At 75.1% G+C, this 23,523-nt stretch carries 21 protein-coding genes; 8 read left to right on the top strand and 13 right to left on the bottom strand.

Annotation, left to right across the window (positions count from 1 at the left end; genetic code table 11):
• Positions 1-41: 41 nt before the first annotated feature.
• Positions 42-791: a GbsR/MarR family transcriptional regulator gene (locus tag HNR61_RS07300; RefSeq protein WP_182842371.1), complete on the bottom strand. Its 750-nt coding sequence runs from the start codon at positions 789-791 to the stop codon at positions 42-44.
• Positions 792-1,018: 227 nt separating this feature from the next.
• Between HNR61_RS07300 and HNR61_RS07305 the strand changes: the two genes are divergently transcribed.
• The 4 genes from HNR61_RS07305 to HNR61_RS07320 all read left to right on the top strand — a co-directional run bounded on the left by HNR61_RS07305 (position 1,019) and on the right by HNR61_RS07320 (position 3,691).
• Positions 1,019-1,681, top strand: coding sequence for a DUF4097 family beta strand repeat-containing protein (locus HNR61_RS07305; RefSeq protein WP_182842372.1), 663 nt, complete (start codon positions 1,019-1,021; stop codon positions 1,679-1,681).
• A gap of 11 nt (positions 1,682-1,692) precedes the next feature.
• Positions 1,693-2,643, top strand: coding sequence for an ATP-binding cassette domain-containing protein (locus tag HNR61_RS07310; protein WP_182842373.1), 951 nt, complete (start codon positions 1,693-1,695; stop codon positions 2,641-2,643).
• A complete protein-coding gene (locus HNR61_RS07315; protein ID WP_182842374.1) occupies positions 2,640-3,413 on the top strand; it encodes an ABC transporter permease in 774 nt (257 codons plus the stop codon). Before HNR61_RS07310 ends, HNR61_RS07315 begins: the two co-directional genes overlap by 4 nt.
• Before the next feature lie 98 nt (positions 3,414-3,511).
• On the top strand, positions 3,512-3,691 hold the full coding sequence (locus HNR61_RS07320) for a methylase (protein ID WP_182842375.1): 180 nt from the start codon (positions 3,512-3,514) through the stop codon (positions 3,689-3,691).
• Here the strand turns inward: HNR61_RS07320 and HNR61_RS07325 are convergent.
• The gene (locus HNR61_RS07325) at positions 3,654-4,547 is read right to left on the bottom strand and encodes a LysR family transcriptional regulator (RefSeq protein WP_182842376.1); all 894 of its coding nucleotides are present in this window, start codon (positions 4,545-4,547) and stop codon (positions 3,654-3,656) included. The two genes, HNR61_RS07320 and HNR61_RS07325, sit on opposite strands and share 38 nt — an antisense overlap.
• A gap of 102 nt (positions 4,548-4,649) precedes the next feature.
• On the opposite strand from HNR61_RS07325, the gene HNR61_RS07330 reads away from it, so the two are divergent.
• Positions 4,650-5,138 (top strand): cupin domain-containing protein, encoded by a 489-nt coding sequence (locus HNR61_RS07330; protein ID WP_067828150.1) that lies wholly within the window; start codon positions 4,650-4,652, stop codon positions 5,136-5,138.
• Positions 5,139-5,147: 9 nt separating this feature from the next.
• Here the strand turns inward: HNR61_RS07330 and HNR61_RS07335 are convergent, their stop codons facing one another.
• From HNR61_RS07335 to HNR61_RS07375, 9 genes are all read right to left on the bottom strand, one after another.
• A complete protein-coding gene (locus HNR61_RS07335) occupies positions 5,148-6,167 on the bottom strand; it encodes an aspartate-semialdehyde dehydrogenase (RefSeq protein ID WP_182842377.1) in 1,020 nt (339 codons plus the stop codon).
• A gap of 192 nt (positions 6,168-6,359) precedes the next feature.
• Positions 6,360-7,310 (bottom strand): coiled-coil domain-containing protein, encoded by a 951-nt coding sequence (locus tag HNR61_RS07340; protein ID WP_182842378.1) that lies wholly within the window; start codon positions 7,308-7,310, stop codon positions 6,360-6,362.
• Positions 7,307-8,530 carry a hypothetical protein gene (locus HNR61_RS07345; RefSeq protein ID WP_182842379.1) on the bottom strand — a complete coding sequence of 408 codons (1,224 nt, stop codon included), beginning with the start codon at positions 8,528-8,530 and terminating at the stop codon, positions 7,307-7,309. Before HNR61_RS07345 ends, HNR61_RS07340 begins: the two co-directional genes overlap by 4 nt.
• Positions 8,503-11,169: a hypothetical protein gene (locus tag HNR61_RS07350; RefSeq protein ID WP_182842380.1), complete on the bottom strand. Its 2,667-nt coding sequence runs from the start codon at positions 11,167-11,169 to the stop codon at positions 8,503-8,505. Before HNR61_RS07350 ends, HNR61_RS07345 begins: the two co-directional genes overlap by 28 nt.
• Positions 11,170-11,197: 28 nt before the next feature.
• A complete protein-coding gene (locus tag HNR61_RS07355) occupies positions 11,198-12,295 on the bottom strand; it encodes a hypothetical protein (protein WP_182842381.1) in 1,098 nt (365 codons plus the stop codon).
• The gene (locus HNR61_RS07360) at positions 12,292-14,025 is read right to left on the bottom strand and encodes a hypothetical protein (RefSeq protein ID WP_182842382.1); all 1,734 of its coding nucleotides are present in this window, start codon (positions 14,023-14,025) and stop codon (positions 12,292-12,294) included. Before HNR61_RS07360 ends, HNR61_RS07355 begins: the two co-directional genes overlap by 4 nt.
• Positions 14,015-16,501, bottom strand: coding sequence for an AAA family ATPase (locus tag HNR61_RS47385; protein WP_182842383.1), 2,487 nt, complete (start codon positions 16,499-16,501; stop codon positions 14,015-14,017). Before HNR61_RS47385 ends, HNR61_RS07360 begins: the two co-directional genes overlap by 11 nt.
• A complete protein-coding gene (locus HNR61_RS07370; RefSeq protein WP_182842384.1) occupies positions 16,498-17,844 on the bottom strand; it encodes a coiled-coil domain-containing protein in 1,347 nt (448 codons plus the stop codon). The genes HNR61_RS47385 and HNR61_RS07370 overlap by 4 nt, the downstream gene beginning before the upstream one ends.
• The gene (locus HNR61_RS07375) at positions 17,841-18,419 is read right to left on the bottom strand and encodes a 4Fe-4S single cluster domain-containing protein (protein ID WP_220509121.1); all 579 of its coding nucleotides are present in this window, start codon (positions 18,417-18,419) and stop codon (positions 17,841-17,843) included. The genes HNR61_RS07370 and HNR61_RS07375 overlap by 4 nt, the downstream gene beginning before the upstream one ends.
• 277 nt (positions 18,420-18,696) lie before the next feature.
• Here HNR61_RS07375 and HNR61_RS07380 point away from each other — a divergent pair, with 277 nt between their 5' ends.
• Together HNR61_RS07380 and HNR61_RS07385 are read left to right on the top strand one after the other, a co-directional pair.
• Positions 18,697-18,984, top strand: a complete 288-nt coding sequence (locus tag HNR61_RS07380; RefSeq protein WP_182842386.1) for a hypothetical protein — start codon at positions 18,697-18,699, stop codon at positions 18,982-18,984.
• The gene (locus tag HNR61_RS07385; RefSeq protein WP_182842387.1) at positions 18,981-20,450 is read left to right on the top strand and encodes a DUF4407 domain-containing protein; all 1,470 of its coding nucleotides are present in this window, start codon (positions 18,981-18,983) and stop codon (positions 20,448-20,450) included. Before HNR61_RS07380 ends, HNR61_RS07385 begins: the two co-directional genes overlap by 4 nt.
• Before the next feature lies 1 nt (position 20,451).
• Here HNR61_RS07385 and HNR61_RS07390 read toward each other — a convergent pair whose 3' ends face one another.
• Complete coding sequence (locus HNR61_RS07390) at positions 20,452-21,603, bottom strand: acyl-CoA dehydrogenase family protein (protein WP_182842388.1); 1,152 nt, start codon at positions 21,601-21,603, stop codon at positions 20,452-20,454.
• Between the two features lie 139 nt (positions 21,604-21,742).
• On the opposite strand from HNR61_RS07390, the gene HNR61_RS07395 reads away from it, so the two are divergent.
• Positions 21,743-22,081, top strand: coding sequence for a PspC domain-containing protein (locus tag HNR61_RS07395; protein ID WP_182842389.1), 339 nt, complete (start codon positions 21,743-21,745; stop codon positions 22,079-22,081).
• Between the two features lie 4 nt (positions 22,082-22,085).
• On the opposite strand, the gene HNR61_RS07400 is transcribed toward HNR61_RS07395, so the two are convergent.
• Positions 22,086-23,444 (bottom strand): MFS transporter, encoded by a 1,359-nt coding sequence (locus HNR61_RS07400; protein WP_182842390.1) that lies wholly within the window; start codon positions 23,442-23,444, stop codon positions 22,086-22,088.
• Positions 23,445-23,523: the final 79 nt, after the last annotated feature.

Consider the following 23,523-nt stretch of genomic DNA (forward strand, 5'->3'; position numbering starts at 1 on the left):
GACCCCCCGGACCGGGACCCGGCTCCTACGACCGCGCCCTCCTATCCGTGGTCCGGGCCGGTGCCGTCCGGGACCGGTTCGAGCTGCGTGTAGAGGACCTCGCGGGCCTGCTCGGCGGCGCGGGCCAGGCTCTCGCCGACGAAGTCGAGGAAGCGGGCGGTGTTCTCGAGGCGGATGGCGGCCGGGGTGCCGGAGCCGAGGATGGCGACGCCCCGCCGGGCGGTCTCGGAGAGCTGGGCGTTGTGCTGGGCGCTGCGGACCATCGACTGGTACCACAGGTCGTTGTCGACGACGTAGCGCTCGCGGCGGCGTTCGTCGCGTTCCCGGCGGACGAGGTCCATGCTCTCCAGGAAGGTGATCGCCTTGGAGACGGACGCCGGGCTGACCTGGAGCTGCCGGGCGAGTTCGGCGGCGTTGAGGCTGCCGGAGTCGGTGGTGTAGAGGCAGCCCAGCACCCGGGCCATCATCCTGGGCAGGCCCGAGGTCATGAAGACGGTGGTGAGCGACTCCCGGTACTCGCGCACGGCCTCGGCGTCGCGCCCGTGGGGCTGGGGAGCCGGCTCCGCATCCCGGGAGGAGGAGGCGGGCCTGCGCCGGTGGGTGCGCTGCTGGGCGGTGTGGTGGGCCAGGTCGGGCCGGTAGCCGGTGGGGCCGCCGTTGCGCATCACCTCACGCGTGATCGTCGAGGTCGGACGGCCCAGACGCCGGGCGATCTCGGCGTAGGCCAGGCCGTCGGCCAGCCCCAGCGCGATCTGCTGGCGGTCCTGCTGGGTGAGCCTGCCTCCCGGCATCGCGATCTCCTTGTCGTCCCGGCGTCCCTGACGGCGCCAGCATAGCGTTCACCGGCAGTCCAATGCAACGAACTGGACTCCTTGTTGCGTTACTTCTCACAAGTCATGCAACGATTATCTTGTTTCTACCTGCATAAATGATGTTTGTAAGCAACGAAGGTGTTGCGCGATCCGTCAAGGCAACGTAGCTTTTCCAACGTCAGAAACAACGAGCGCAGGAGCCCACGATGCAGAAGTTCGACACCCCCGCCCCGATCACCGCCGCCCTGGAGATCCCCGCCGGACGCGTCCAGTTCATCGCCGCCGACCGGACCGACACCGCGGTCGAGGTCCGGCCCGCGAACGCCTCGAAGGGCCGCGACGTGAAGGCGGCGGAGCAGACCACGGTCGAGTACGGCGACGGCGTCCTGCGGATCACGGCCCCGGGCGGCAAGCAGATCCTCAGCCCCTCCGGCTCCGTCGAGGTGACCGTCAAGCTGCCCGCCGGTTCCCAGGTCGAGGCCAGGGCGGCCAGCACCGAGCTCCGGGCCGTCGGCCGCCTCGGCGACATCGCCTTCGACGGCGCCTACCACCAGATCAAGATCGACGAGGCCGCGAGCGTCCGCCTCACCGCGACCGACGGCGACGTCGAGGTCGGCCGGCTGAACGGCCCCGCGGAGATCAGCACCCAGCGGGGCGACATCCGGATCGCCGAGGCCACCGGCGGCACGGTCGTGCTGAGCACCCAGTCCGGCGACATCTCGGTCGCCGCCGCCACCGGCGTCTCGGCCGCCCTGGACGCCCACACCTCCCACGGCCGCGTCAGCAACGCCCTCCGCAACGACGGCACCACCGAACTCGACATCCGCGCCACCACCTCCCACGGCGACATCGCCGCCCGCAGCCTCTAAGGAACACCCCCATGACGAACCTGGCCATCGCGGCGAACGGGCTCCGCAAGTCCTACCGCGGCAAGAACGGCGACAAGGTCGTGCTCGACGGCATCGACCTGGCCGTCCCCGAAGGAACGATCTTCTCCCTGCTCGGCCCCAACGGCGCCGGCAAGACCACCACCGTCCAGATCCTGTCCACCCTGATCCCGGCCGACGGCGGCGACATCCGGGTCGCCGGCCACGACCTGGCCCGCCGGCCCGACGACGTGCGCGGCGCGATCGGCGTCACCGGCCAGTACTCGGCCGTCGACAAGCTGCTCACCGGTGAGGAGAACCTGCTCCTCATGGCCGACCTCAGGCACCTGTCCCGCCGGGACGGCAGGCGCCGGGCCGCCGAGCTGCTGGAGCGCTTCGACCTGGTCGAGGCCGCCCGCAAGCCCGCCTCCACCTACTCCGGCGGCATGCAGCGCCGCCTGGACCTGGCCATGACCCTGGTCGGCGACCCCCGCCTGATCTTCCTGGACGAGCCCACCACCGGCCTGGACCCGCGCAGCCGCCGCTCCATGTGGCAGGTCGTCCGCGAGCTGGTCGCCGACGGCGTCACCATCTTCCTCACCACGCAGTACCTGGAGGAGGCCGACCAGCTCGCCGACCGCGTCGCGATGCTCGACCACGGCACGCTGATCGCCCAAGGCACCCCCGAAGAGCTCAAGCGGCTCATCCCCGGCGGGCACGTCAGCCTGCGCTTCGCCGACCAGCACCACGTCGACTCCGCCCTGCGCGCCCTGGGCACCGGCTTCCTCGACGGCGACGCCCTCACCCTGCAGATCCCCAGCGACGGCAGCGTCGGCTCCCTGCGCCAGATGCTCGCCCGCCTGGACGACCACTCCATCGACGTCGAGGAACTGTCGGTCCACACCCCCGACCTCGACGACGTCTTCCTCACCCTCACCGGCAACCCCAAGGACGCAGTTCGATGAGCACCCTCGCCCTGGCCGCGCGCGACTCGGCCACCATGACCCGCCGCCAGCTCAAGCGCCTGCTCCGCTACCCGTCCATGACCGTGCAGCTGGTCATCACGCCCGTCATCATCCTGCTGCTGTTCGTGTACGTCTTCGGCGGCACCCTCGGCAACGGGCTCGGCGGCGGGCGCGGCACCTACGTCAACTACGTCGTCCCCGGCATCCTGCTCATGGCCGCCGCCACCGCCGCGACCGGAACCGCCGTCATGGTCGCCACCGACATGACCGAGGGCGTCATCGCCCGCTTCCGCACCATGCGGATCTCCCGGGCGTCGGTCCTGACCGGCCACGTCGTCGGCAGCGTCGTCCAGCAGCTGCTCAGCCTCGCCTTCGTCGTCGGCATCGCGCTGGCCATCGGCTTCCGCCCCGACGCCACCGCCGTCGAATGGCTGGCCGCCGCCGGGATGCTCACCCTGTTCGTCGTGGCCGTCACCTGGCTGGCGGTCGCCCTCGGCCTGCGGTCCCCGACCCCCGAGGCCGCCAGCAACGCCCCGATGCCCCTGGTCTTCCTGCCCTTCCTCGGCAGCGGCTTCGTCCCCACCGACTCCATGCCCGCCGCCCTGCGCTGGTTCGCCGAGTACCAGCCCTTCACCCCGATCATGGAGACCGTCCGCGGCCTCCTGCTCGGCACCCCGATCGGCGACAGCGCCGCCATCGCCACCGCCTGGTGCGTCGGCATCGGCGCCGTCTCCTACCTCTGGGCCAAGAACACCTTCAACAAGGCGTGACCATGAACCGGTCGAACAGGGCCGTCGGACCGACCCGGTCCAGCGGCCCTGAGCCGTTCCACCCGGACCTCGCGGGAACCGGCGCCCGGAGTCCCGTCATGGCACCGGACGGCCACCGCCCGATGATCTCCCCCGAGCACGCCGAACGCGTCCGCCGCCGGCACGAACGGGCCCTCGCCGAGGAAAGGCCCCGCTCCGCCCACCGGGGCCTCACCCGGGACGGCTGGGCCGTCGACCACCTCACCTTCCGGACGACCCGGCCGGCGCGCACGCCCTGAACGCCGCCAGCAGGTGCCGGATCGGCGGCGCGGGCGGGTCCGGCCGCACCGCCAGGAACGTCGTCAGGCGCGGCTCCGCCAGGGGGCGGACGGCCACCCGGGACGGCGCCGGGACCGGGGCGGCCTCGTAGAACAGCGTCCAGGACGGCGGGCCCGCGGCGATCTCGGTGAGGGTCTCCTGGAGGCCGCGGAAGGGCGGGCCCGGCGTCGGCTCCAGCCCGGCCCGCCGGAACGCGCCCGTCACCAGGTCGTGGAACGGCGGGTTCGCCGCGCGGGGCGCGAGGCGCAGCGGCAGGTGCGCGAGATCGGCGAGCGTCGGCCGGGACCCGGCGGCCCGGGGATGGCCGGCGGGAAGCGCCACCAGCAGCGGATCGTCCCAGACGGGCAGCAGTTCGAGACCGGGGGCCTCCGGGCGGGCGCGCACCAGGGCCGCGTCCAGCTCGCCGGTGCGCACGGCCGCGACGCGTTCGGCGGGCGGCAGGCGCACCAGCCGGACCTGGAGCCGGGGCGCGATCTCCGCCAGGGCGTCGAGCGTCCGGTAGAGGCGGTCGCCGGGGCCGCGCACCACGCCGAGACGCAGCACGCCCTGGTCGCCGGCGGCCAGCTCGGCGGCGGTCCGGTGGAGGCGCCCGGCCGCCGCCAGCACGGCGCGGGCGTCGGCGAGGAGGCGTTCACCGTCGCCGGTGAGCCGGACATGCCGGGTCGAGCGGTCGAACAGCCGCACGCCCAGCTCCCGTTCCAGTCGGCGGACCTGCTGGCTGACGGCGGACTGGACGATGCCGAGCCGCTCGGCGGCCCGGCCGAACCCGCCCTCGTCGGCGACGGCCGCGAAGTACTCCAGCTGGCGCAGCTCCATGGGCGGCCCGTCCATCTCGTTCGGAGATCACTGTCTTCGGCAACCGCCGCTGGCTCCCCGCCTGTTCCCCGCGTGGAATGGAGACCGAAGGAGGGATGTGCGATGTCCGTTTCGGAGGACGCCGTGGTGGTGCTTCCCGGGGAGGCCGCCACGGCGCCGCTGGCGCACGGCGGGGCGTTCGAGCTGCTCGCCGACGGGGGCGCGGTCAGCGCCAACCGGCTCACGATGGGCGAGGGGGCCGACGGGGCCCGGCCGCACCGGCACCTGCGCTCCACGGAGCTGTTCCACGTGCTCGACGGGGTGATGGTGTTCCGGCTCGGGGACCGGGTGGTCGAGGTCGGCGCGGGCGGGCTGGTGGTGGTGCCGCCGGGCATGCCGCACGCGTTCGGGGCCGCGCCGGGCCGCACCGCGGAGGTGTTCGCGGTGCTGAGCCCGGGGATCGAGCGGTTCGGCTACTTCGAACGGCTGGCGGCGATCAGCCGGGGCGAGGCCTCGTTCGAGTCGCTGCTGCCCGAGCAGGAACGCTACGACGTCCACTTCGTGGACCTGCCCGGCTGGCGCGTCGCCCCGGGGGCCGGGGCGACGCGCTGAGGGGGTCGGCTACTCGGCGGCGACGAGCTCGGCGATCTGGACCGCGTTGAGGGCCGCGCCCTTGCGGAGGTTGTCGCCGGAGGCGAACAGGGCCAGGCCGTTCTCGCGGGTCTCGTCGCGGCGGATGCGGCCCACGTGGGTGGGGTCCTGGCCGGCCGCCTGGAGCGGGGTCGGGATGTCGGTGAGGACCACGCCGGGCGCGTTGCTGAGCAGCTCGCTGGCGCGCTCGGGCGAGAGCGGGCGCTCGAACTCGGCGTTGATCTGCAGGGAGTGGCCGGTGAACACCGGGACGCGCACGCAGGTGCCCGACACCCTCAGGTCGGGGATGCCCAGGATCTTGCGGGACTCGTTGCGGAGCTTCTGCTCCTCGTCGGTCTCGGCCAGGCCGTCGTCCACGATGGAGCCCGCCAGCGGGAGCACGTTGAACGCGATGGGCCGCGCGTACACCTGCGGCGAGGGGAACTCCACGGCCGAGCCGTCGTGGGTGAGCCGGTCGGCGTTCTCGACGACCTTGCGGGTCTGCTCGTGCAGCTCGGCGACGCCCGACAGGCCGCTGCCGGAGACCGCCTGGTAGGTCGCGACGACCAGGGACCGCAGCCCGGCCTCCTCGTGGAGGGGGCGCAGCACCGGCATGGCGGCCATGGTGGTGCAGTTCGGGTTGGCGATGATGCCCTTGGGGCGCCGGGTGGCGGCCTGCGGGTTGACCTCGGCGACGACCAGCGGGACGTCGGGGTCCAGCCGCCAGCCGGAGGAGTTGTCGATCACGACGGCCCCGGCGGCGGCCACCCTGGGGGCCAGCTCCCTGGAGGTGGTCTTGCCCGCGGAGAAGATGGCGATGTCCAGGCCCGCGTAGTCGGCGGTCGCGGCGTCCTCGACGGTCACCTCGGCGTCGCCCCAGGCGATCTTCCGTCCCGCCGAGCGCGCCGAGGCGAACAGCCGCAGCTCGTCCACCGGGAACCCACGCTCGGCGAGGATCCTGAGCACCACCCCGCCGACCTGACCGGTGGCCCCGACGATCCCGATTCTCATGCCGCTCCTTGTGTTCATCGCTTGACCTGGGACAACGAGTCTGCCCAGGGGGTGGGAGGAGGTCCAGTTAGTAACCGTGGACTCCGACTTTAAGCATCGCTACACGATCGTCGGCACGCCGTTGTGCCCGTCACTGCCAAGGTACCGGGTGCCGCGCCCTCCCCTTGTGACCTTGTGACCGCCGCCACGGGGTCAGGACCACCCGAGAACGGCGCGGGCCTCCTCGTAGGCGCGGGCGTGCTCAGCCAGAGCCGTGGTCAACAGCTCGTCCACCTCGGTCAGGCGCCGGTCGACGGCTTCGAGCTCCCGGGCGGCCAGGTCCAGGCCCGAGTCCCCGGCCAGCGGGGACGACCCGAGGCCCCTGGCCAGATCCTCGTCCGCCCGCTGGTAGGCCCGCAGCGGCCGGAGGACGCGCTCATGCCGCTCGCGGAGCTTCTCGAAACCCTCGGCGGCCCCGGCGAGGGCCGCGCGGTCGGCCTCGACGCGTTCCTCGGCCTCGGCGAGCCGGGAGCGGAGCCCGGCCAGCTCGGCGTTCCCGGCGTCGGCCTCCTCCAGGGCCCGGCGAACCCTTGGCCGCAGGAGGTCCAGCTGCTCCTCGGTGAGGCGCAGCAGGGCCCCGGCGTCCTTCTCGACGGCGCGTTCGGCCTGCTCGACGGGATCGGCGAGGGCGGCGAGCCCGGCGGTCAGCGCCGCGTGCTGGGCGCGCAGCGCGTCGAGGGCGCCGGCCAGGTCGCGGAGGCGGCGCAGTTCGGCCACGCGGTCGCGGAGGCGGTCGTGCTCGGCGGCTGCGGCGGTCAGGTCGCGTTCGGCGGCGCCCAGCTCGGCCAGGTCGGCACGGTCCCGGGCCAGGATCTCGCGGGCGCGGGCCAGGGCGGCCCGGCGGGCGTCCAGGTGCTCGGCGACGGGGCGGCCGGGCGCGGCAGCCCGCACCAGCGCCGGGGCCGCCTCCGCCAGCCGGGCCACCGCCTCCAGCGCGTCGTCCAGCCCGGCCACCGCCCGGAACGCCGCCACGTCGTCGGTGCCGCCGGTGGCGTCGGCCGCGCCGCCGACCGTCCGCGCCGCCCACTCGGCGGCCGCCCGCACCGCGGTGAACGGGTCGTCCTCGGCCAGCGCGGCGGCGAGCAGGGATTTGGCGTCGATCATGGGAGCGCCTCCGTCGCGAGCGGGTACAGGAACGGTTCGCCCCCGGCGGTCGGGGACAGCACCAGCACGCCGGGGCCGGTGTGCGCGGGCCGCAGCCCCACCCGGTAGGTGCCGGGGCGCAGCCGGGGCAGCCGGACGCCGACCCCCCGGCCGTCCAGCTCGACGTCGAACGGCGCGATCCCCTCCGCCGGGATCTCCACCAGGACCGGCGCGAAGTCGGCGGCGGGGTCCAGCCGGACGCGCTCGGTGTCGAGCAGGCCGTTGCGGACGCGGTGCAGCGGGAGCCGGACGGCGGGCCGTTCCGGCGGCGTCACCCGCACCGCCCCGGACCCGACCAGGAGCGCGCCGCGCACCGCCGCCTCCGCCCCGAGCGACCGCACCGCACGTCCCGTCGCCGTCCCCACCACCGCCTCCACCAGCGGGAAGTCCCCGATCCGCCCGGCCGCCGCCACCCGGTCGGGCACGGTCCCGGCCAGCGCCCCGTCCACCGCCGCCCGCAGCGCGCCGGCCGCCCCGGCGAATGCGTCGATCAGCGTCCCCGCCGTGACCGTGCCCTCGCTCATCCGGTACACCGGGGCCTCCCGGTACCGCGGATGCGTCCACGCCCGCGCCAGCACGACCCCGGCCCGGCGCCCCTGCACCCGCCTGACCTCGGCGAACCGCTCCGCGAACGCCGCCGCCGGCGACGTCGCCGCCACCGCCTCGGCCACGTTCGCCTCGAAGTCCGCGCACCGCGCGGCCCGCACCCGCACCACCCGCACGTGCGCCCCCGACACCTCGCACAGCGCGGCCCCGACCGTGCCCTCCCCCAGCGCGCAGACCAGCAGCGTCCCATCGTCGGCCAGGCCCGAGCCGACACAGTGGGCGGCCTGGCAGGCGCTCTGCCCGAGCCAGCTCACGTCCGGCCAGCCGAGGCCGTCCAGCACGACCCCGCGCAGCCGCTCGTGGGCGCGGGCCCCCTCGGTGGTGCCGTCCAGCCACGCGTCGGACACCACGACGGCCGTCCCGACGATCCGCCCCGGCATGCGGGTCCGGCCCTCCTTCAGGAGATCCGACAGGAACAGCGGCAGGTCCCGGTCGCGGGCGGGCGTCGGCCAGACCACCGCCCCGGCCCCGCCGGCCGGCCCGGCCGCGCCCAGAACCATCACCGTGGTCGCCGCCCCCACGTCGAGCGCGACCCGGACCGCCCGGATCACGCCTCGCCCGCCGACCGGCGCCACGGCAGAAGGCTGCCCCTGCCCTGCTTGAGGATCTGGTCGAGCTGGGCGCGGGACTCCTCCAGTCTGCCGCGGCTGCGGCCCTGCGGCTCCTCCGAGCCGCGCACGGCCGCCCCCAGCAGCCGCATCTGGAACGCGGTCTCCCGCGACACCTCCTCCGCCAGCGCGCCCCGGAACTCCGGCACCAGGTGCGACCCCAGGTCGCCCTTCAGGATGTGCTCGACGAGCCGGACCGCCTGGCTCTCGGCGTAGTCCTCGCCGTGGCTCTCGGCGAGCCGCCGCCGCGCCCGCCGTACGAACGACGCGGCCTGCGTCCCGTGCATCTGCCACTGCGAGGCGCCGACCTTCGCCAGCACCGCCGCGATCCCGACCGCCTGGAACTCCGCCAGGAAGTAGTCGAGCACCTGGTCGACGACATCGTCGGCGACGGCATCAGCGACGGCATCGGCGACATCGTCGGTGGCTCCGTCGACGACGGCGTACGCCGGGGGCGGGACCACCGCCTCCGGCTCCCGGACGGGCTGCGGCACGCTCGGGGACTCCCCGCCGAACGGCCACCGTTCCTCCCGCGGCGCGGCCGCGTACGCCGGGGTCGCCTGGCCGAGCAGCGCCTTCAGGTCGTGGAAGGCGGGCCTGCCCTCCAGCATCGGGTCGCGGTCCAGAACGCGGGCGACCGGGGACCAGTCGGCGTCGGCGGAGTGGGCGACCAGCGCCCGCACCAGGTTGATGATCTCGTCGGCGCGGGTGGTGTCGCCGGACCAGGGACGGGGCAGCAGGACGCGTTCCAGGCCTCGGATCTGGGTCCGCCGCGTCGCGGGCGGAAGTGGCCACTGCCAGGCCCAGGCCAGGCCCCGCGCGTACTCCGCCCAGTCGCCGCCGCGCGCGGCGGCGAAGAACCGCGGCCCGCCCTCCAGCGCCAGCAGCAGCGCGTCGGCCGCGCCGCACCCGGCCACCTGCGACGTCTCCAGCGTCAGCAGCGCCGAGACCACGGCGGCGTCGGAGTCCTCGCGGCCCCGGCCGCCGGACCGCTCGCCGAGCCAGTCCAGGACGCCCGGCAGTGCCAGGTCGAGCCGCCCCAGGCGGCCCGCCGCGCGCAGCAGCGCCGCCGCCCAGACCGGCCGCGACCGCACGAGCCCCCGCACGGCCGCGCGGTCGGGCTCCCGCTGGTCGAGCAGGTTCCGGAACAGCGGGACCACGTCCGGCAGCAGCCCGGCCACGCCGAACCAGTGCAGCCAGGCGTCCAGCCGTTCGGGAGCCGCGGCCTCGGCCGCCAGCAGCGCGGCGGCCAGCCCGCCGAACCCGCCGACCGCCGCCACCAGCGGCGACCGCGCCAGCGAGCCGTCGCGGGGGTCCACCGCGTCGCGCAGCAGCTCAGCGGCGTGGGCGCGGGCGGCGGCGTTGTCGCGGGCGGGGTTGGAGTGCCGCCGCAGCAGGTCGGCCAGGAACGCGTCGCGCATCCCGTCGCGGCGCGCGAACGCCACGTACCGCGACACGCGGGGGTCGGGCCCTCCGGCCGTCCACAGCAGGTCGCGGGCCGCCGCCGCCAGGGTCCGGCGGACGCGTTCCCGGTCGGTGGCCGGCACCCGCTCCCAGTACTCGTCGGCCAGGTCCAGATCGCCCGGGTCGCCGCCGCGCAGCAACCGTTCCACGAGCGTCCCGTGCCGGTCGGCGGGGATCTCGGCCAGGCGCGGGCCGGACAGCAGTTCGCGCGCGGCGTCCGCGCCGGGGGTGCCGCCGCGTTCGGCGACCGCCAGCAGCCGCAGCGGGCGGTCCAGGTCGGCGAGGTCGACCACCGCGTGCGAGGGGTCGCGGAACTCGCGCGGCACCGACTTGGACGCCAGGTAGCCCAGCAGCTTCGGCAGGTCGTGGTAGCGCCGCCAGATCTCGGAGACCTGCTCGGTGTACTCCCCCGCCACCGCCGGGAGCGGGCCCGGCTCCACCGGGCCGCGCCAGGGCATCTGCCGGGACCCCTCGCGGGGCCTCCGGGTGAACGCCAGCCGGATGTTGGGCGCGCGGCCCGTCGCCCACGTCGCGGCGGAGAAGTCGGCCCGGTACCCGTAGGGCAGCAGCGCCGCGACGGCGTCCAGGAACCGCAGTCGCTCCAGCACCGAGGACTCCCCGGCGTGCAGCACGTCCACGTTCCCCACCAGCAGCATCGCGGCGGTGCGGGCGACGCGCTCCCGGTCGTGCCGGTCCACCGCGCCGGCCAGGTCGTCCGCCGAGTACCCGTCCAGGTCCAGGGTCGCCATCTCGCCGGGGCCGTCCATCGGCGGGTCGAACGCCCGCAGCGCCCGGTACATCGCCTCGTAGGACACCGGGGCGCGTTCCACTTCGCGGTAGGGCACGCAGATGTAGGTGGTGAACGCGATCGGGCGGCCCGCGCCGTCGCGGTGGTCGCTCCACCGCTGGATCGACATGCCCAGATACCGGTTGGGGGCCTTGCCGACCCAGCTCACCGCCACCCACGGCAGGGCGTCCTCGCCCTCGCGGTGGACGGGCGGGGTGCCCAGCGCGTACCGGCGCAGGATCGCCTCGAACTCGGCCGCGCGGAACGGCTCCCGGCTGCAGTTGAGCACGCCGTAGTCGTCGCTGCTCCCGGGGCGCTTGCCGAACAGCGCCCAGCCCGCCGTCACCCGCACCATACGCTCATCCCCTCCGCCCGGTTCCCGGTCAGCGCGCGATCCGCGGCAGGCGCTGGCCCAGCCACAGCACCGGCTCCACGACGTTGATCGGCCAGACCTTCCCGCGGATCTCGACCTCGCCGGTCGGCGTCTTGACGACGTTGATGTTGTCCTGCTCGGTGAACCGGTCGGACTCGCCGAGGTAGAACCCGACCGCCGAGGTCGCGAAGTACCGCACCCGGTCGGGGTGGAAGTACTTCTGGATGCTGCTGAGCACCAGGTCGGCGTTGCCGACCTTGGAGTCGCGGCACAGCTCCTGGAAGAAGTGGCCCGCCGAGTCCTCGCGGACCCGGGGCAGCATCTGCGGGGTGTCCTCGTAGGTGAGGTAGCCGCCGAGCCGGGCCCGCCGGTACACCTCGGGCGCGTCGAACTTGGTCACGCACACCGCCAGGTGCTGCGGCAGGCGGCCGTCGGGCGAGCCCCGGTCGCGGAACACCTGCCGCGACAGCTTCAGCAGGGTCCGCTGAAAGTAGGAGTAGGCGTCGCCCTGGCGGCGTTCCCGGGTCGGGTCGAACAGGTAGATGATCCCGTCGCAGCCCGCCAGGTGCTCGATGACCCGGTCCTCGTCGGTGGTGGGCGCGGCCTCGGCAGACTCGTCCTCGAACCCCAGGTTTCCGCCGTCGAAGCCGAGGTTGTCGCCGTCGGCCACCGGCGCCAGCCGGCTGGCGAACACGACGCCGGGGCTGTCCAGCAGGTCGATGTTGAACTCCAGCGGTGCCTCGCGCGGCCTCCTGCGGAACCGGCCGACCGCCGGCAGCGCGACCGTGCCGCGCAGCGTCCAGCTCAACGCCTCCGAATCCGCCGTCGCGGACGGGAAGCGCCGCCGCTGGGTGAGCAGCGCGGTCTGGGTGTCGAGGAAGTCGTTGGACTCCTCGTTCACCCCGTACAGCATCCAGTCCTCGGGGCTGCGCAGCACCGCGACCTGGAGCGCCGCCAGGAACGTCGTCTTGCCGCTCTCCGGCGCCCCCCACAGGCCGATGCGGCGCATCTGGCGCTGCGGCTGGGCGATGTTCGGGTTGTCGGTGCCGCCCGCCGGGCCGGGCGGGGCGCTGCGCGGCGGTGGGGCGAACTGTGAGGGGTTGCTCACCGGGGACCTCGTTCCGTTTCGGCCAGCGGGAGGGAGAGGGTCTGCGGGACCGACGGCAGCAGGCCCAAGGCCGTGCCGAGCCGCCGGGCGTCGGTGCCGTCGAGCGGGAGCCGGGCGGCTCGGCCCAGGTCGTGCCAGGCGCGGTCGGCGGCGAACGCCTCGCCGTCCAGCACCGTGACGCACGCGGCATCGGTGCGGCCGACCAGGCTCCACAGCGCGGTCTGCCAGCCACGTTCGAACTGGCAGGGCAGCACGTCGCCGTCGCCCTGCACCTGCGGGTGCGGCGGCCGGGACGCGACGGTCAGCAGGACGGCGCGGCGGGGCGGAGGGGCCGCGTTGGCGCGCTGGGCGAGCTCGGTGAGGGCGTCCTCCAGCGGGGCGGCGTCCGTGTACTCCAGCAGGCTCGGGCGCAGGCGGTCCAGCGTGTCGAGGGCCGCGGCGACGGGGGCGAGCCACTCGCCGTCGAGGACGGGGCGGCCTTCGCGGCCCCGCCCGTAGGCGTGGTCGCGGTAGCCGTACACCGCGGCGCGGACCAGCGCCGGGTCGACGGCGCGCAGCAGGTCGCGGACCAGGTCCAGGCGGCGCCGCACGCGGCCATCGAGGCCGCCGAGCTCGATCGCGACGAGCAGGTCGACGGGCTCGGTCAGGATCTCCAGCCGGGGCGGGATCGCGTCGAGCAGGTCGGGGAGGGTGGCGGCGCGGGGGGTCAGGCCGGGCGCGGTGAGGCGGACGTCGCGGGGGCCGCCGAGGGCGGCGTGGACCGTGACGGTGTCGGAGACGGCGGTCTCGACGCAGGTCAGCAGGTCCCAGCGGTCGCCGTGGGCGGCGACGGCGGCCAGGACCGTGGTGGGGGCGTCGCCGGGCGGGCGGCGCAGCGTGACCGTCGTCTCGGCCCCGGGGCGGGTGCCGGGCGGGAACAGCGGCAGCAGGGCGGGGATGAGACGGCGGGTCCCGGGTTCCAGCGCGGCGGCGGCCAGCCCGACGGTGTGGCGGATGGGCAGGGCGTCCATCAGCTCCCGGAGGATCTCCGTCGCGCCGCGGCGGCCCGCGGAGACGACGCGGGCGTGGGGATGGCGGCGGCGCAGGACGTGGACGGCGCGGTCGGGGACGGGCCAGCCGGGCTCGCGGCGGACCAGCAGGACGTCGCCGCCGAGGCCGCGCGGGAGCGTGTCCGACAGGGCCGCCCACAGCGCCCTCCGGTCCAGGTCGGCCAGGCCCCCCGCGAGCTGGAAGCGCAGTTCGGCGGGGTCACGCGCCAGCATCGGGGCGAGGGCGTCCCAGGAGGTCCGGGTCGCCGCGTCGTGGCCCCGCGGGACGCCGAGCCCGTCGGCGGTCAGGTCGGTGCGGACCAGTCCCGCCGCGCCGACCTCCACGACGGTGACCGGACGGCCGGGGCGCAGCCGGTCCAGGGCCTCTGCCAGGGCGGCGCGGAGCGGACGGTCGGAGACCGGGGGCGGGGCCGCGGCGGCGCGGGCCCGGTCCCACTCGTCCGGGGAGGGCGCGCCGCCCCGGACGGGCGCGCCGGCGGTCAGGCCCGCCCGGACGGCGGCGGCCAGGTCGTGGGCGCGGCGTGCCCCGGCCAGGCGGGCCTCGAACGCCGCCACGTCCGGCGCGCCGAACCGCCAGGAGGTGTTGAGCTCCCACGAGCACTCGGCGCAGCCGGTCTCGACCGCCCGCACGAGGCATCCGCACACCGGGCAGGCCGCCCGCTCCTCCCGGTCAGGTCGCATGCGGCACGTCCTCCGGCAGGAACAGGTCGAGGTCGGCGTCGGGATCGCCGTCCACGCGCAGCGCCATGGCCGTCACCATCGGGCCGAACAGCCGCCGCACGGCGCGGGCGTTGCCGAAGTCGCGGGGATGGGCGCGGCGTTCGGCCTCCAGCCAGGCCCCGGCGCGGGTCCGGGCCTCCGGCGACAGCCGGTAGCCCTGCTCGGCGGCGGTCCGGTCGAGGATGGCCAGCAGCTCGCCGGTGGAGTACGCCGGGAACTCCAGGTGCGTGGTGAACCGGGACCGCAGGCCGGGGTTGGCGGCCAGGAACCGGCGCATCTCGTCGGGATAGCCGGCGGCGATCACGGTGAGGCGGCCCAGGCGGTTCTCCATCTCCTGGTTGAGGGTGTCCAGGGCCTCGCGGCCGAAGTCGTCGCGCTCGCCCGCCAGCCGGTAGGCCTCGTCGAGGAACAGCACCCCGCCCATCGCCTCGTCGATCTTGGCGCGGGTCATCGGGGCGGTGTGCCCGACGTAGCGGCCCACCAGCTCGTCGCGGGCGGCGTCCACGACGTGCCCGCTGGGCAGCAGCCCCAGCTCGCGGAAGATCCGGCCGATCTCGCGGGCCACGGTGGTCTTGCCGGTGCCGGGCGGGCCGAGGAACAGCAGGTGGGGCGCGACGACCCGGCCGCGTCCCCGGCGTTGCCGGAGCCTCAGCTGGGCGACCAGGGCGCGCACCGACTCCTTGACCGGGGCGAGGCCGATCATGTCGTGGAGGCCGCCGAGCAGGCCGGTCAGGTCCGACGCGTCGGCGGGCAGCGCGGGTGCCAGGAACGGGGCGAGGCGCTCGGGCAGGTCGCCGGTTTCCAGCGGACGGTCGGCGCGGCCCCGGCTGCGGACGGCGAGGCGTTCGAGGAGTTCGTCGGCCAGGGTCAGCATCGCCGCGGCGTTGCCGAAGTCGGCGCCGCGGGTGCGGTGCAGGCCCGCCACGACCCGGCGCAGCGCCGCCTCGGTCTCGCCGGACCAGGTCAGCCCGTGATCGCGCAGGCGGGTCAGCAGGATCTCGGTGAGGGTGGGCACGTCATGGTCGGGGAAGGTGACGACGTTGCCCTCGGGGAAGCGGCGGCGCAGGCCGGGGTTGGCGTCCAGGAAGCCGCGCATCCGGTCGGGGTATCCGGCGACGATGACGACGAGGCGGTGGCGCTCGTTCTCCATCATCGTCAGGAGCGTGTCGATCGCCTCCTCGGCGAAGCCCCCGGCCGACTCGGCCAGCGCGTACGCCTCGTCCACGAACAGGACCCCGTCGAGCGCGCTCTCGACCAGCACGGCGGTCTTCTGGCGGGTCTCGCCCACGTGCTGGCCGACCAGGTCGGCGGCCTTGGCCTCCACCAGGTGACCCTGGTGTAGCACGCCCAGCTCCCGGTACATCTCGCCGACCAGGCGGGCGACGGTGGTCTTGCCGGTGCCGGGGTTTCCGAGGAACACCAGGTGGTGGGTGAGGGGCTGGCCGGTCGAGCCGAGGCGCTCGCGGGCCTCGACCAGGTGGCGTTTGCCGCGCAGGTACTCCTTGACGGGGCCGAGCCCGGCGAGGCGGTCCAGGCGCTGCCACACGTCCTCGCCGGGGTCGGTGACGGAGGGGACCCAGCCGCGTTCGCGCAGGACCTCCGGGGTCAGGGGAACGGCGTTCTCGGCCAGGTCGCGCAGCCGGTCCTCCCAGTCGCGGGCCAGGGCCCCCGCTGCGGCCATGGCGCGCAGGATCGCGGGCAGGGCGGCCCAGTCGGGCACTGTCAGCGGCGGCTTGGACAGGCGGCGCACGTGCAGCAACCGGGCCAGCTCGGCCTCGTCGGGAGCGCCGAGGCGGCCGGGCCGGTCGCCGCGCCCGGCCAGGCGGCGGGCCTGCTCCTCCAGCGTCGGGAACGCCCGCAGGTCCCACACGAACGCGCGCACCTCCTCCAGCGACGGCCGCCGGAACACCAGCACGCACTTGTTGCGGGCGCTGCCCCGGTAGGCGGTCCACTCGGCGAACACCGACGCCAGCGCCCGGCCCGCGACGGTGTGGCCCAGCACCTCCTCGGCGTGCAGGACCACCACGGCGGTGCGGTGGTCGTCCTGCCGCATGAGGTGGTCGAGGGTCATCACGGCGTGCTCGTCGCGCATCCCGCCGGTCGGCCCGGGGGGGCGGGGCGGGGCGATGACCATTCGGTCACCGAGCGGGCCGGTGAAGCCGGGCGGGACGCGGCGGCGCGGCGCCGGGGCCGCCGGGACGGTGCGGCGGCGCGACTCGGCGTCCCGGAAGTAGATCTTGCGGCGCGGGGAGTAGAACACGATCCGCGCGAACCCGGCGGCGTGCAGCGCCTCCCACAGCGCCTCCTCGATCCCGTAGGTGCGGTAGGCGTCGTCCACGAACGCGTCGTCGGCCCCCGGCCCGTGCACGAGCAGCACGGGGTCGGGCATGGCGGCGGCGCGGCGCAGGGCGGCCGGCCGCCCGGAGGGTCCCGTCACCGAGCATCCGGCCGGTGCTCGGAACCGCGCCGCTCGCGCAGGGCGTCCAGGTCGGCGCGGGGCAGCTCGGGCGGGACCGGTTCGGCGACCGGGTCGCCGACCGGCAGGCCGTCGGCGCGCAGCACCGCGACGATCTCGCGGGCGCGGGCGGTCAGGTCCTCCGCCGAGACGGTGTCGTGGTCGAGCGAGCGCAGCCGCACCGTCAGCGGGCCGGGCGAACCGTTGGGGTCCTCCTCGTGCGCGACCTCCACGACGATCTCGTTGTCGTTGAGGGCGGCCAGCCGGCTGAGGAACGCGCCGCGCTGGTCCCCGGCCGCGTACCCGTTGCCGGTCCAGGTGTAGCCGGTGGCCTCCTGCACGGCCCCGACGACGAACGCGGCGACGTTCATCCGGGCCTGGGACGCCAGCAGCGCCGTGCCCGCCCTCGCGACCACCTCGTCGAGACGGCGCTCCAGGTCGGGGGCCTCCCGCCGGACGACGGCGCGAAGCTCGTCGGTGGTCAGCGGCGTGTCCGCCGGGGCGACCCGCTCGGTGCGGGCGGCGACCTCCGCGCGGAGCCGTGCCAGGTCGCCGCCCGACCAGTGGTCCACGTCGTAGGTGAGCCCGGCGATCGGATCGCCGTTCTCGTCGGGCGCGGGCGGGTGGGCGCTGAACGCGACGCGTTCGGCGACGACGGTGAGGGCGTGCAGGGCCGCCAGCCGGGCCGACTGCCACTCGCGGTCGCGCAGGGCGAGGTCGGCGCGCAGTTCCACCAGGTCGAGATGGGTGTCCTGGAGGAGGCTGAGGGACTCGCCGCCGAGCCCGGACGCGAGGTTGCGCTCGGCGGTGGCGAGGCGGTGTTCCAGGCGGTCGAGCGCGCCGGGCGCGAACCGTCCGTGCGGGAGGTGGTCGCGGATAGCGGCGGCCTCCACGCGGGCGTCGGCGAGGGTCTGTTCGGCGGTGGCGGCGGCGCGCTCGCGGTCGGCGCGCAGCCCGGCGACCTCGCGTTCTCCTTCCGCCAGGGCCGCACGGAGACGCCGCTCCTGGTCGGCGAGGGCCCGCGCGGTCCCGGCGCGGAGCCCCTCGTGGGCGGCGCGGACGCGGTCGTTCTGCTCGCGCAGGTGGCGGGCGGCGCGGCGTTCGACGGTGCGGGCCTGCTCGCTGAGGTCCGCCAGGCTCTCGTCAAGGCGGCGCTGCCGCTCGTCGATCGCGGCGAACACGCGGTCGGCCTCGGCGCGCTGCGCGCGGCGGACGTTGTCCAGCAGGGCGGGGACGTCGCGCTGCACGGCGCGCAGCCGCGCCGCCGCGGCGGCGGCCTGCCGCCACGCCGCCTCGTCCACCGTGATGCGCTTGGCTCCACTCACTGGGCGCTCCTTCCGTCGGCAGGCGGGTAGAGGGCGGCCATCGCGCGGGACGGAACGCCCACGAACAGCGCCTCGGCGCCGCGCATCCGCACCTCGATGCGGCGGGGGCCGCCGGTCAGGTCGACGTGGCGCAGCCGGTCGGTCAGGTGGTGGACGCGCTGGTTGGCGCTGCCGCGCAGGCCCCGGTCGTCGTCGCGGACCGCGACGTACAGGCCGTCGATCAGCACGTCGGCCGCGGCGAGCAGGGCGGGCACGCCGGGGTTCGGGGGGCGGTCGCGCAGGCGTTCCAGACGGTGCCCGGTGAAGCAGACCAGCGTCAGGTCCGGGCGGGCGCGGCGGGCCAGCCGGGCGGTCTCGGCCAGGCCCGCGGCCTGCTCCATCGGTTCCCCACCGGAGAACGTCAGGCCGGTGACGGCGGGGTCGGCGAGCAGTTCGGCCGCCAGGTCCACAGGGGCGACCCGGCGGGCCGGGACGTCGGGGATCCACTCGGGCGCGAGGCAGCCCGCGCAATGGAACGGGCAACCCTGCACCCAGACGACCGACCGGCGGCCGGGGCCGAGGGCGTGGGTGCCCACGCAGGTTTCCGCGACGTTGAGCATTCCGACCGTTCGGGGGTGCGGGGTGTTCCTGATGGTCGCCGGATTCTATGGGAAGCGATACCGGCGATTAATGGCCAGAGACACAAACAACGATGCTCCGGGGCGGCTTTTCGTTCGCCGTTGGCCGGATGCGGCCACATTCGCCGAAGGGTGTCGTCCGCCACAGAGAAGCGCTCCGGAACGCGCGCTATCCTGCCCGTCTTGTCGGCCCGACGAGTCCATCGACGGGAATCCCGGAAAAGAACAGGTCGGCATGGACCCAGCTCGTGAGGAAACCCCCCGTCCCCGGATCCGCGCCCTGACCCCGCCCTCGGTCGCCCTGAACGAGCCCGCCGTCACCCGGCACCGGCCGTTGCTTGCCGTGCTGCGCGCCCGCGTGAGCCGGTTCGCGCGCGGTCCGCTGGCGCGCCGCGTGCCGCCGCCCCGCCTTTCCGGCGCCCCGGCCCCGCCCCGGCTGCGCTGGCACGCCCCGCCGGCCCCGTTCACCCGCGCGCCCGTGCCGCGCGACCGCGCCGTTCCCCACGGAAAGCAGCGTCCATGAAGAATTCCCCGCGCTTTCGTCCACTGATCTGGCTGTCGGGCGCGCGACCGGAAATCCTCGCGCGCTGCCCCACCGAGGTGGGCAAATACCAGGGAATAGGCGCGGCGGTGCTGATCACCGCGGTGATGGCCGCGATTTCCATGGCGTTCGCGCTGGCGATGGCGGTGCGGGCCCCGCTGGCGGTGGCGGTCGTGTTCGCCACGCTCTGGGGTCTGGCGATCATGATGCTGGACCGGTGGCTGGTCACCACGGTCAACCGCCAGCCCCTCTGGTGGCAGACCGTGCTGCCGGCGCTTCCCCGGCTGCTGTTCGCGCTGCTGATCGGGTTCGTGGTGTCGACGCCGCTGACCCTCCAGGTCTTCGACCGGGAGATCCAGGCGGAGCTGGAGGTCATGAAGCGCGCCGGCGCCGACGGGAACGCCGCGGCGGCCGCCAATGGCTCCCTCGGCCGCCGCATCGCCGCTCTGGACACCGAGGCCAAGCAGCTGGAGCGGACGATCGCCTCCGGCGGCGACACCGGTGCGGACCTGAACGCCGACCCCACCATCGTCGGCCTGCGCTCCCGCGAGGAGCAGGCGCTCAGGCGCGTCGCCGACGCCCGCAAGGGACTGCTGTGCGAGTTGGGCGGCTCCGGCCGCTGCCGCGCCGGCGAGGGCCCCCTCGCCCGCGAGCGCCGCCGCGAGCTGACCGCCGCCGAGGCCGAGCTGAACGACGTCCGAACCCAGATCGCCGACCGCCGGGACCAGCTGCGGCGGCAGGGCACCACCGCCCGCGCCGAGAACCTCCGGGCCGCCCAGGAACGCCTGGGGAAGGTCCGCCCCGAGCTGGCCACACTCCAGCGGCAGCAGAACGAGCTGAACGCGGGCTTCGCCGCCCGCAACGCCAACGCCACCGGCCTGCTCAAGCGCCTGGAGGCGCTGGACCGGCTGACCGACCGCTCCGGCACGCTGTTCTGGGCGCACCTGCTGCTGATGCTGCTGTTCACGTCGATCGAGATCCTGCCGATCTTCGTGAAGCTGCTGCTGTCGCTGATGCCCCGCCAGAACCTCTACGAGCGGATCCTGGAGGACGAGGAGAGGTGGCGGCACCTGGTCGCCCGCGAGCTGGGCCGCCGGGAGCAGAACGCCCAGATCCTGGCGGGCGAGGACATCCTCACCCAGGCCCGCCTGCTCCGCGAGGCCCGCGACGCCGCCCTGCCCCGCATGGTGGAGGCCACGGTCCGCGCCGAGCTGGAGATCGCCCAGGCGGCCCTGCACCACTGGCGCGACCGCGAGCTGCGCGACCTGCCGGGCAACATCGACCACTACGTCTCCGCCGACGCGTTCCCCCAGGCCACGCCGCCCGCGCCGCCTCCGCCGCCGTACGCGCCGCCGCCGAACGGCAGCGTTCCGCCGCCCCGTCCGGCCCCGCCGTCCAACGGCACGCCCCCGCCGGGCTTCCGGCCGCCGCCCCGACCCCACCCGTAGGTCAGCGGTAGGCCGCGATCCCGGTGATCGCCTGTCCCAGGACCAGCGTGTGGATCTCCTGGGTGCCCTCGTAGGTCAGCACGCTCTCCAGGTTGTTCATGTGGCGGAGCACCGGATATTCGAGGGTGATGCCGTTCGCGCCGAGGATCGTCCGGGCCTGGCGGGCGACGTCCAGCGCGGCGCGGACGTTGGCCAGCTTGCCGAACGACACCTGCTGCGGCGTCACCCCGGGCCCGTCCTTCAGGCGCCCGACGTGCAGCGCCACCAGCCCGGCCTGGCCGAGAGCGACCTCCATCCAGGCCAGCTTCTCCTGCGTGAGCTGGAACCCCCCGATCGGCCTGCCGAACTGCTCGCGCGTCCTCGCGTACTCCACCGCCGCCTCGTAGCAGGAACGGCCCGCGCCCACCGCGCCCCACAGGATGCCGTAGCGCGCCTCCGACAGGCAGCCCAGCGGGCCCTTCAGGCCGGTGACGTCCGGCAGGACCGCGTCGGCGGGCAGGCGGACGTCGTCCAGGACCAGTTCGGAGGTGACCGAGGCGCGCAGCGACAGCTTCCGGTGGATGTCGGAGGCCGTGAAGCCGGGGGTCCCGGCGGGCACCAGGAAGCCGCGGACGCCCTCGTCGGTGCGGGCCCACACGACCGCGACGTCGGCGACCGACCCGTTGGTGATCCACATCTTGGCGCCGTTCAGGATCCAGTCGGAGCCGTCGCGGCGGGCGCGGGTGCGCATGTCGCCGGGGTCGGAGCCGCGGTCGGGCTCGGTCAGGCCGAAGCAGCCGATCGCCTCGCCCGCCGCCATCCGCGGCAGCCACTCGTTCTTCTGCGCCTCCGACCCGTACTTGTGGATCGCGGCCATCGCCAGCGAGCCCTGCACCGACACGAAGCTGCGCAGCCCCGAGTCGGCGGCCTCCAGCTCCCGGCAGGCGACCCCGTAGGCGACCGCGCTCGCCCCGGCGCAGCCGTACCCCTCCAGGTGCATGCCGAGCAGGCCCAGCTTGCCCAGCTCGGGGGCCAGCTCCCGGGCGGGGAAGGTCCCCTCCTCGAACCACCCGGCCACGTGCGGCGCGACCCTCTCGGCCGTGAACGCCCGCACGGTGTCGCGGATCATCCGTTCCTCGTCGGTGAGCTGGTCATCGACGCGCAGCACGTCCATGAGGGGTCCTTCCTTCCACCGGGGTCCGCCGTCAGGGTACGGCGGGCCCCGCCTCCGCCGCGGGTCCGGGGTGCGGTCAGGGACGGGTCAGGGCCGTTCCCCGATGCGGCCGCCGGTCCCCGTGGCGCACCATCGGGTCATGGACATGAACAAGGACATCGCCCCGACCGACCGCAAGCTGCGCCGCACCCGCGACGGCAAGATGGTCGCCGGGGTGTGCGCCGGCGTCGGCCGCTACTTCGGCGTCGACCCCAACCTCGTCCGGCTCGGGCTGGGCGCGTTCACCTTCTTCGGCGGCGCCGGGATCGCGCTGTACGCGATCGCCTGGCTGGTGATGCCGGAGGACGGCGCCCCCGCCTCGGTCGGCGAGGACCTGCTGAAGAAGGCCGAGGAGTCGCCCGCCGTACAGGACATGATCACCAAGGCGAAGGTCAAGGCCAGGGAGGTCCACGAGAAGGCCACCAGCAAGACCGCCTGACCCCTCACGGGGCCGACGCGCGCCGATCCCCCGCGTACGACGACCGGCCGTTCGCCCGCGCCTCCTCCGAACGGCCGGGGGCCCGCACGGGGGCGGGTTCGGACCGGTCGCGGATCGCCGCGATCACCGTGCCGCGGACCTGGTTCCAGTTCACGGCGAGGATCGCCGCGGCCGACAGCCCCAGCGCGCCCGCCAGCGCCACCACCGTCTCGGGGCCGAGCCGCTGCGCCGCCGCGCCGGCCGCCAGGATCCCGCAGCCCTGACCGGCGAGGATGCCGGACTGGGCGAGCCCGAACGCCTGGGCGCGCCCCTCCGCCGGGACCTCCGCGACGAACGCCGCGTTCGCCGCGAGCTGGTAGGCGCTGCCGACCCCGGACAGCGCCCACAGCGCCAGCACCGCCCACAGCGGCGGATGCATGGCCGAGGCCACCAGCGGGGCGCACGCCAGCATCGCCATCCAGCCCATCGACCGGATCCGGTTGGTGGGCCGCACGAACCGGCTGTAGACGAACGCGCCCAGCACCATCCCCGTGGGCATCGCCGACATCAGCAGCCCCACCGTCACGGGGCTGCCGTCGAACGTCGCCGCGTACGGCGCGGCCAGCCCCTCGGGGACCACGTAGAACCCGCACAGCCACGCGAACGACACCAGCGCCCGCAGCGTCGGGTCGCCGAACACCAGCCGCGCCCCGTCGCGGGTGCCCCGCCACAGGCCGAGCGACTGGCGCCCGCGCCGCTTGGGGGCGGGCCGCCGCCGCGTCCCCGCCAGCAGGATCAGCGCCGACACCGCGAACGTCAGGGCGTTCAGCGCCAGCGCCCGGTGCTCGCCCACCGCCGCGATCACCGCGCCGCCCGCCACGAACCCGACCATCTGGCTGGCCTGGTGGGTGATGTTGTTGATCGCGGACCCGGCGACGTAGCGGTCGCCGTCCAGCACGTCCGGCAGCACCGCCGCCCGTGCCGCGCTGAACGGCGCGCCGAGCAGCACCGTGGCGAACACCAGCGCGCTCAGCGCCCACATCGACAGCCCCGGCACCGCCATCAGCCCGACCAGCGCGGCGCGCAGCACGTCGCACACCACCATCACGGTGCGGCGCGGGAACAGGTCGGCCAGCCCCGACAGCACCGGGCCGCCCACGATCGGCGGCAGGTAGGTCAGGGCGTAGGTGAGGGCGGTGAGCAGCGCCGAGCCGGTGTTGCTGTAGACGAGCACCGCCAGCGCGACCTGCGCCAGCTGGTCCCCGACGAACGACAGCGCCTGCGCCGCCCAGAGCGCGCGGAACTCCCCCACCGCGAACACCTCGCGGTAGGTGGCCTGGGCCTCCGGGGGACGCCGGTGCCGCCCGGTCTGCTTTTCCGCCACGCGCGCTCCAGTTCCGTCCGGCGCTCGCCGGGCGACACTCCCATTAACTCACGCTGCGTGGTAGTTATGTGACCCAGAG

This window comes from Actinomadura kijaniata, from assembly GCF_014138665.1.
GTDB classification, from domain to species: domain Bacteria; phylum Actinomycetota; class Actinomycetes; order Streptosporangiales; family Streptosporangiaceae; genus Spirillospora; species Spirillospora kijaniata.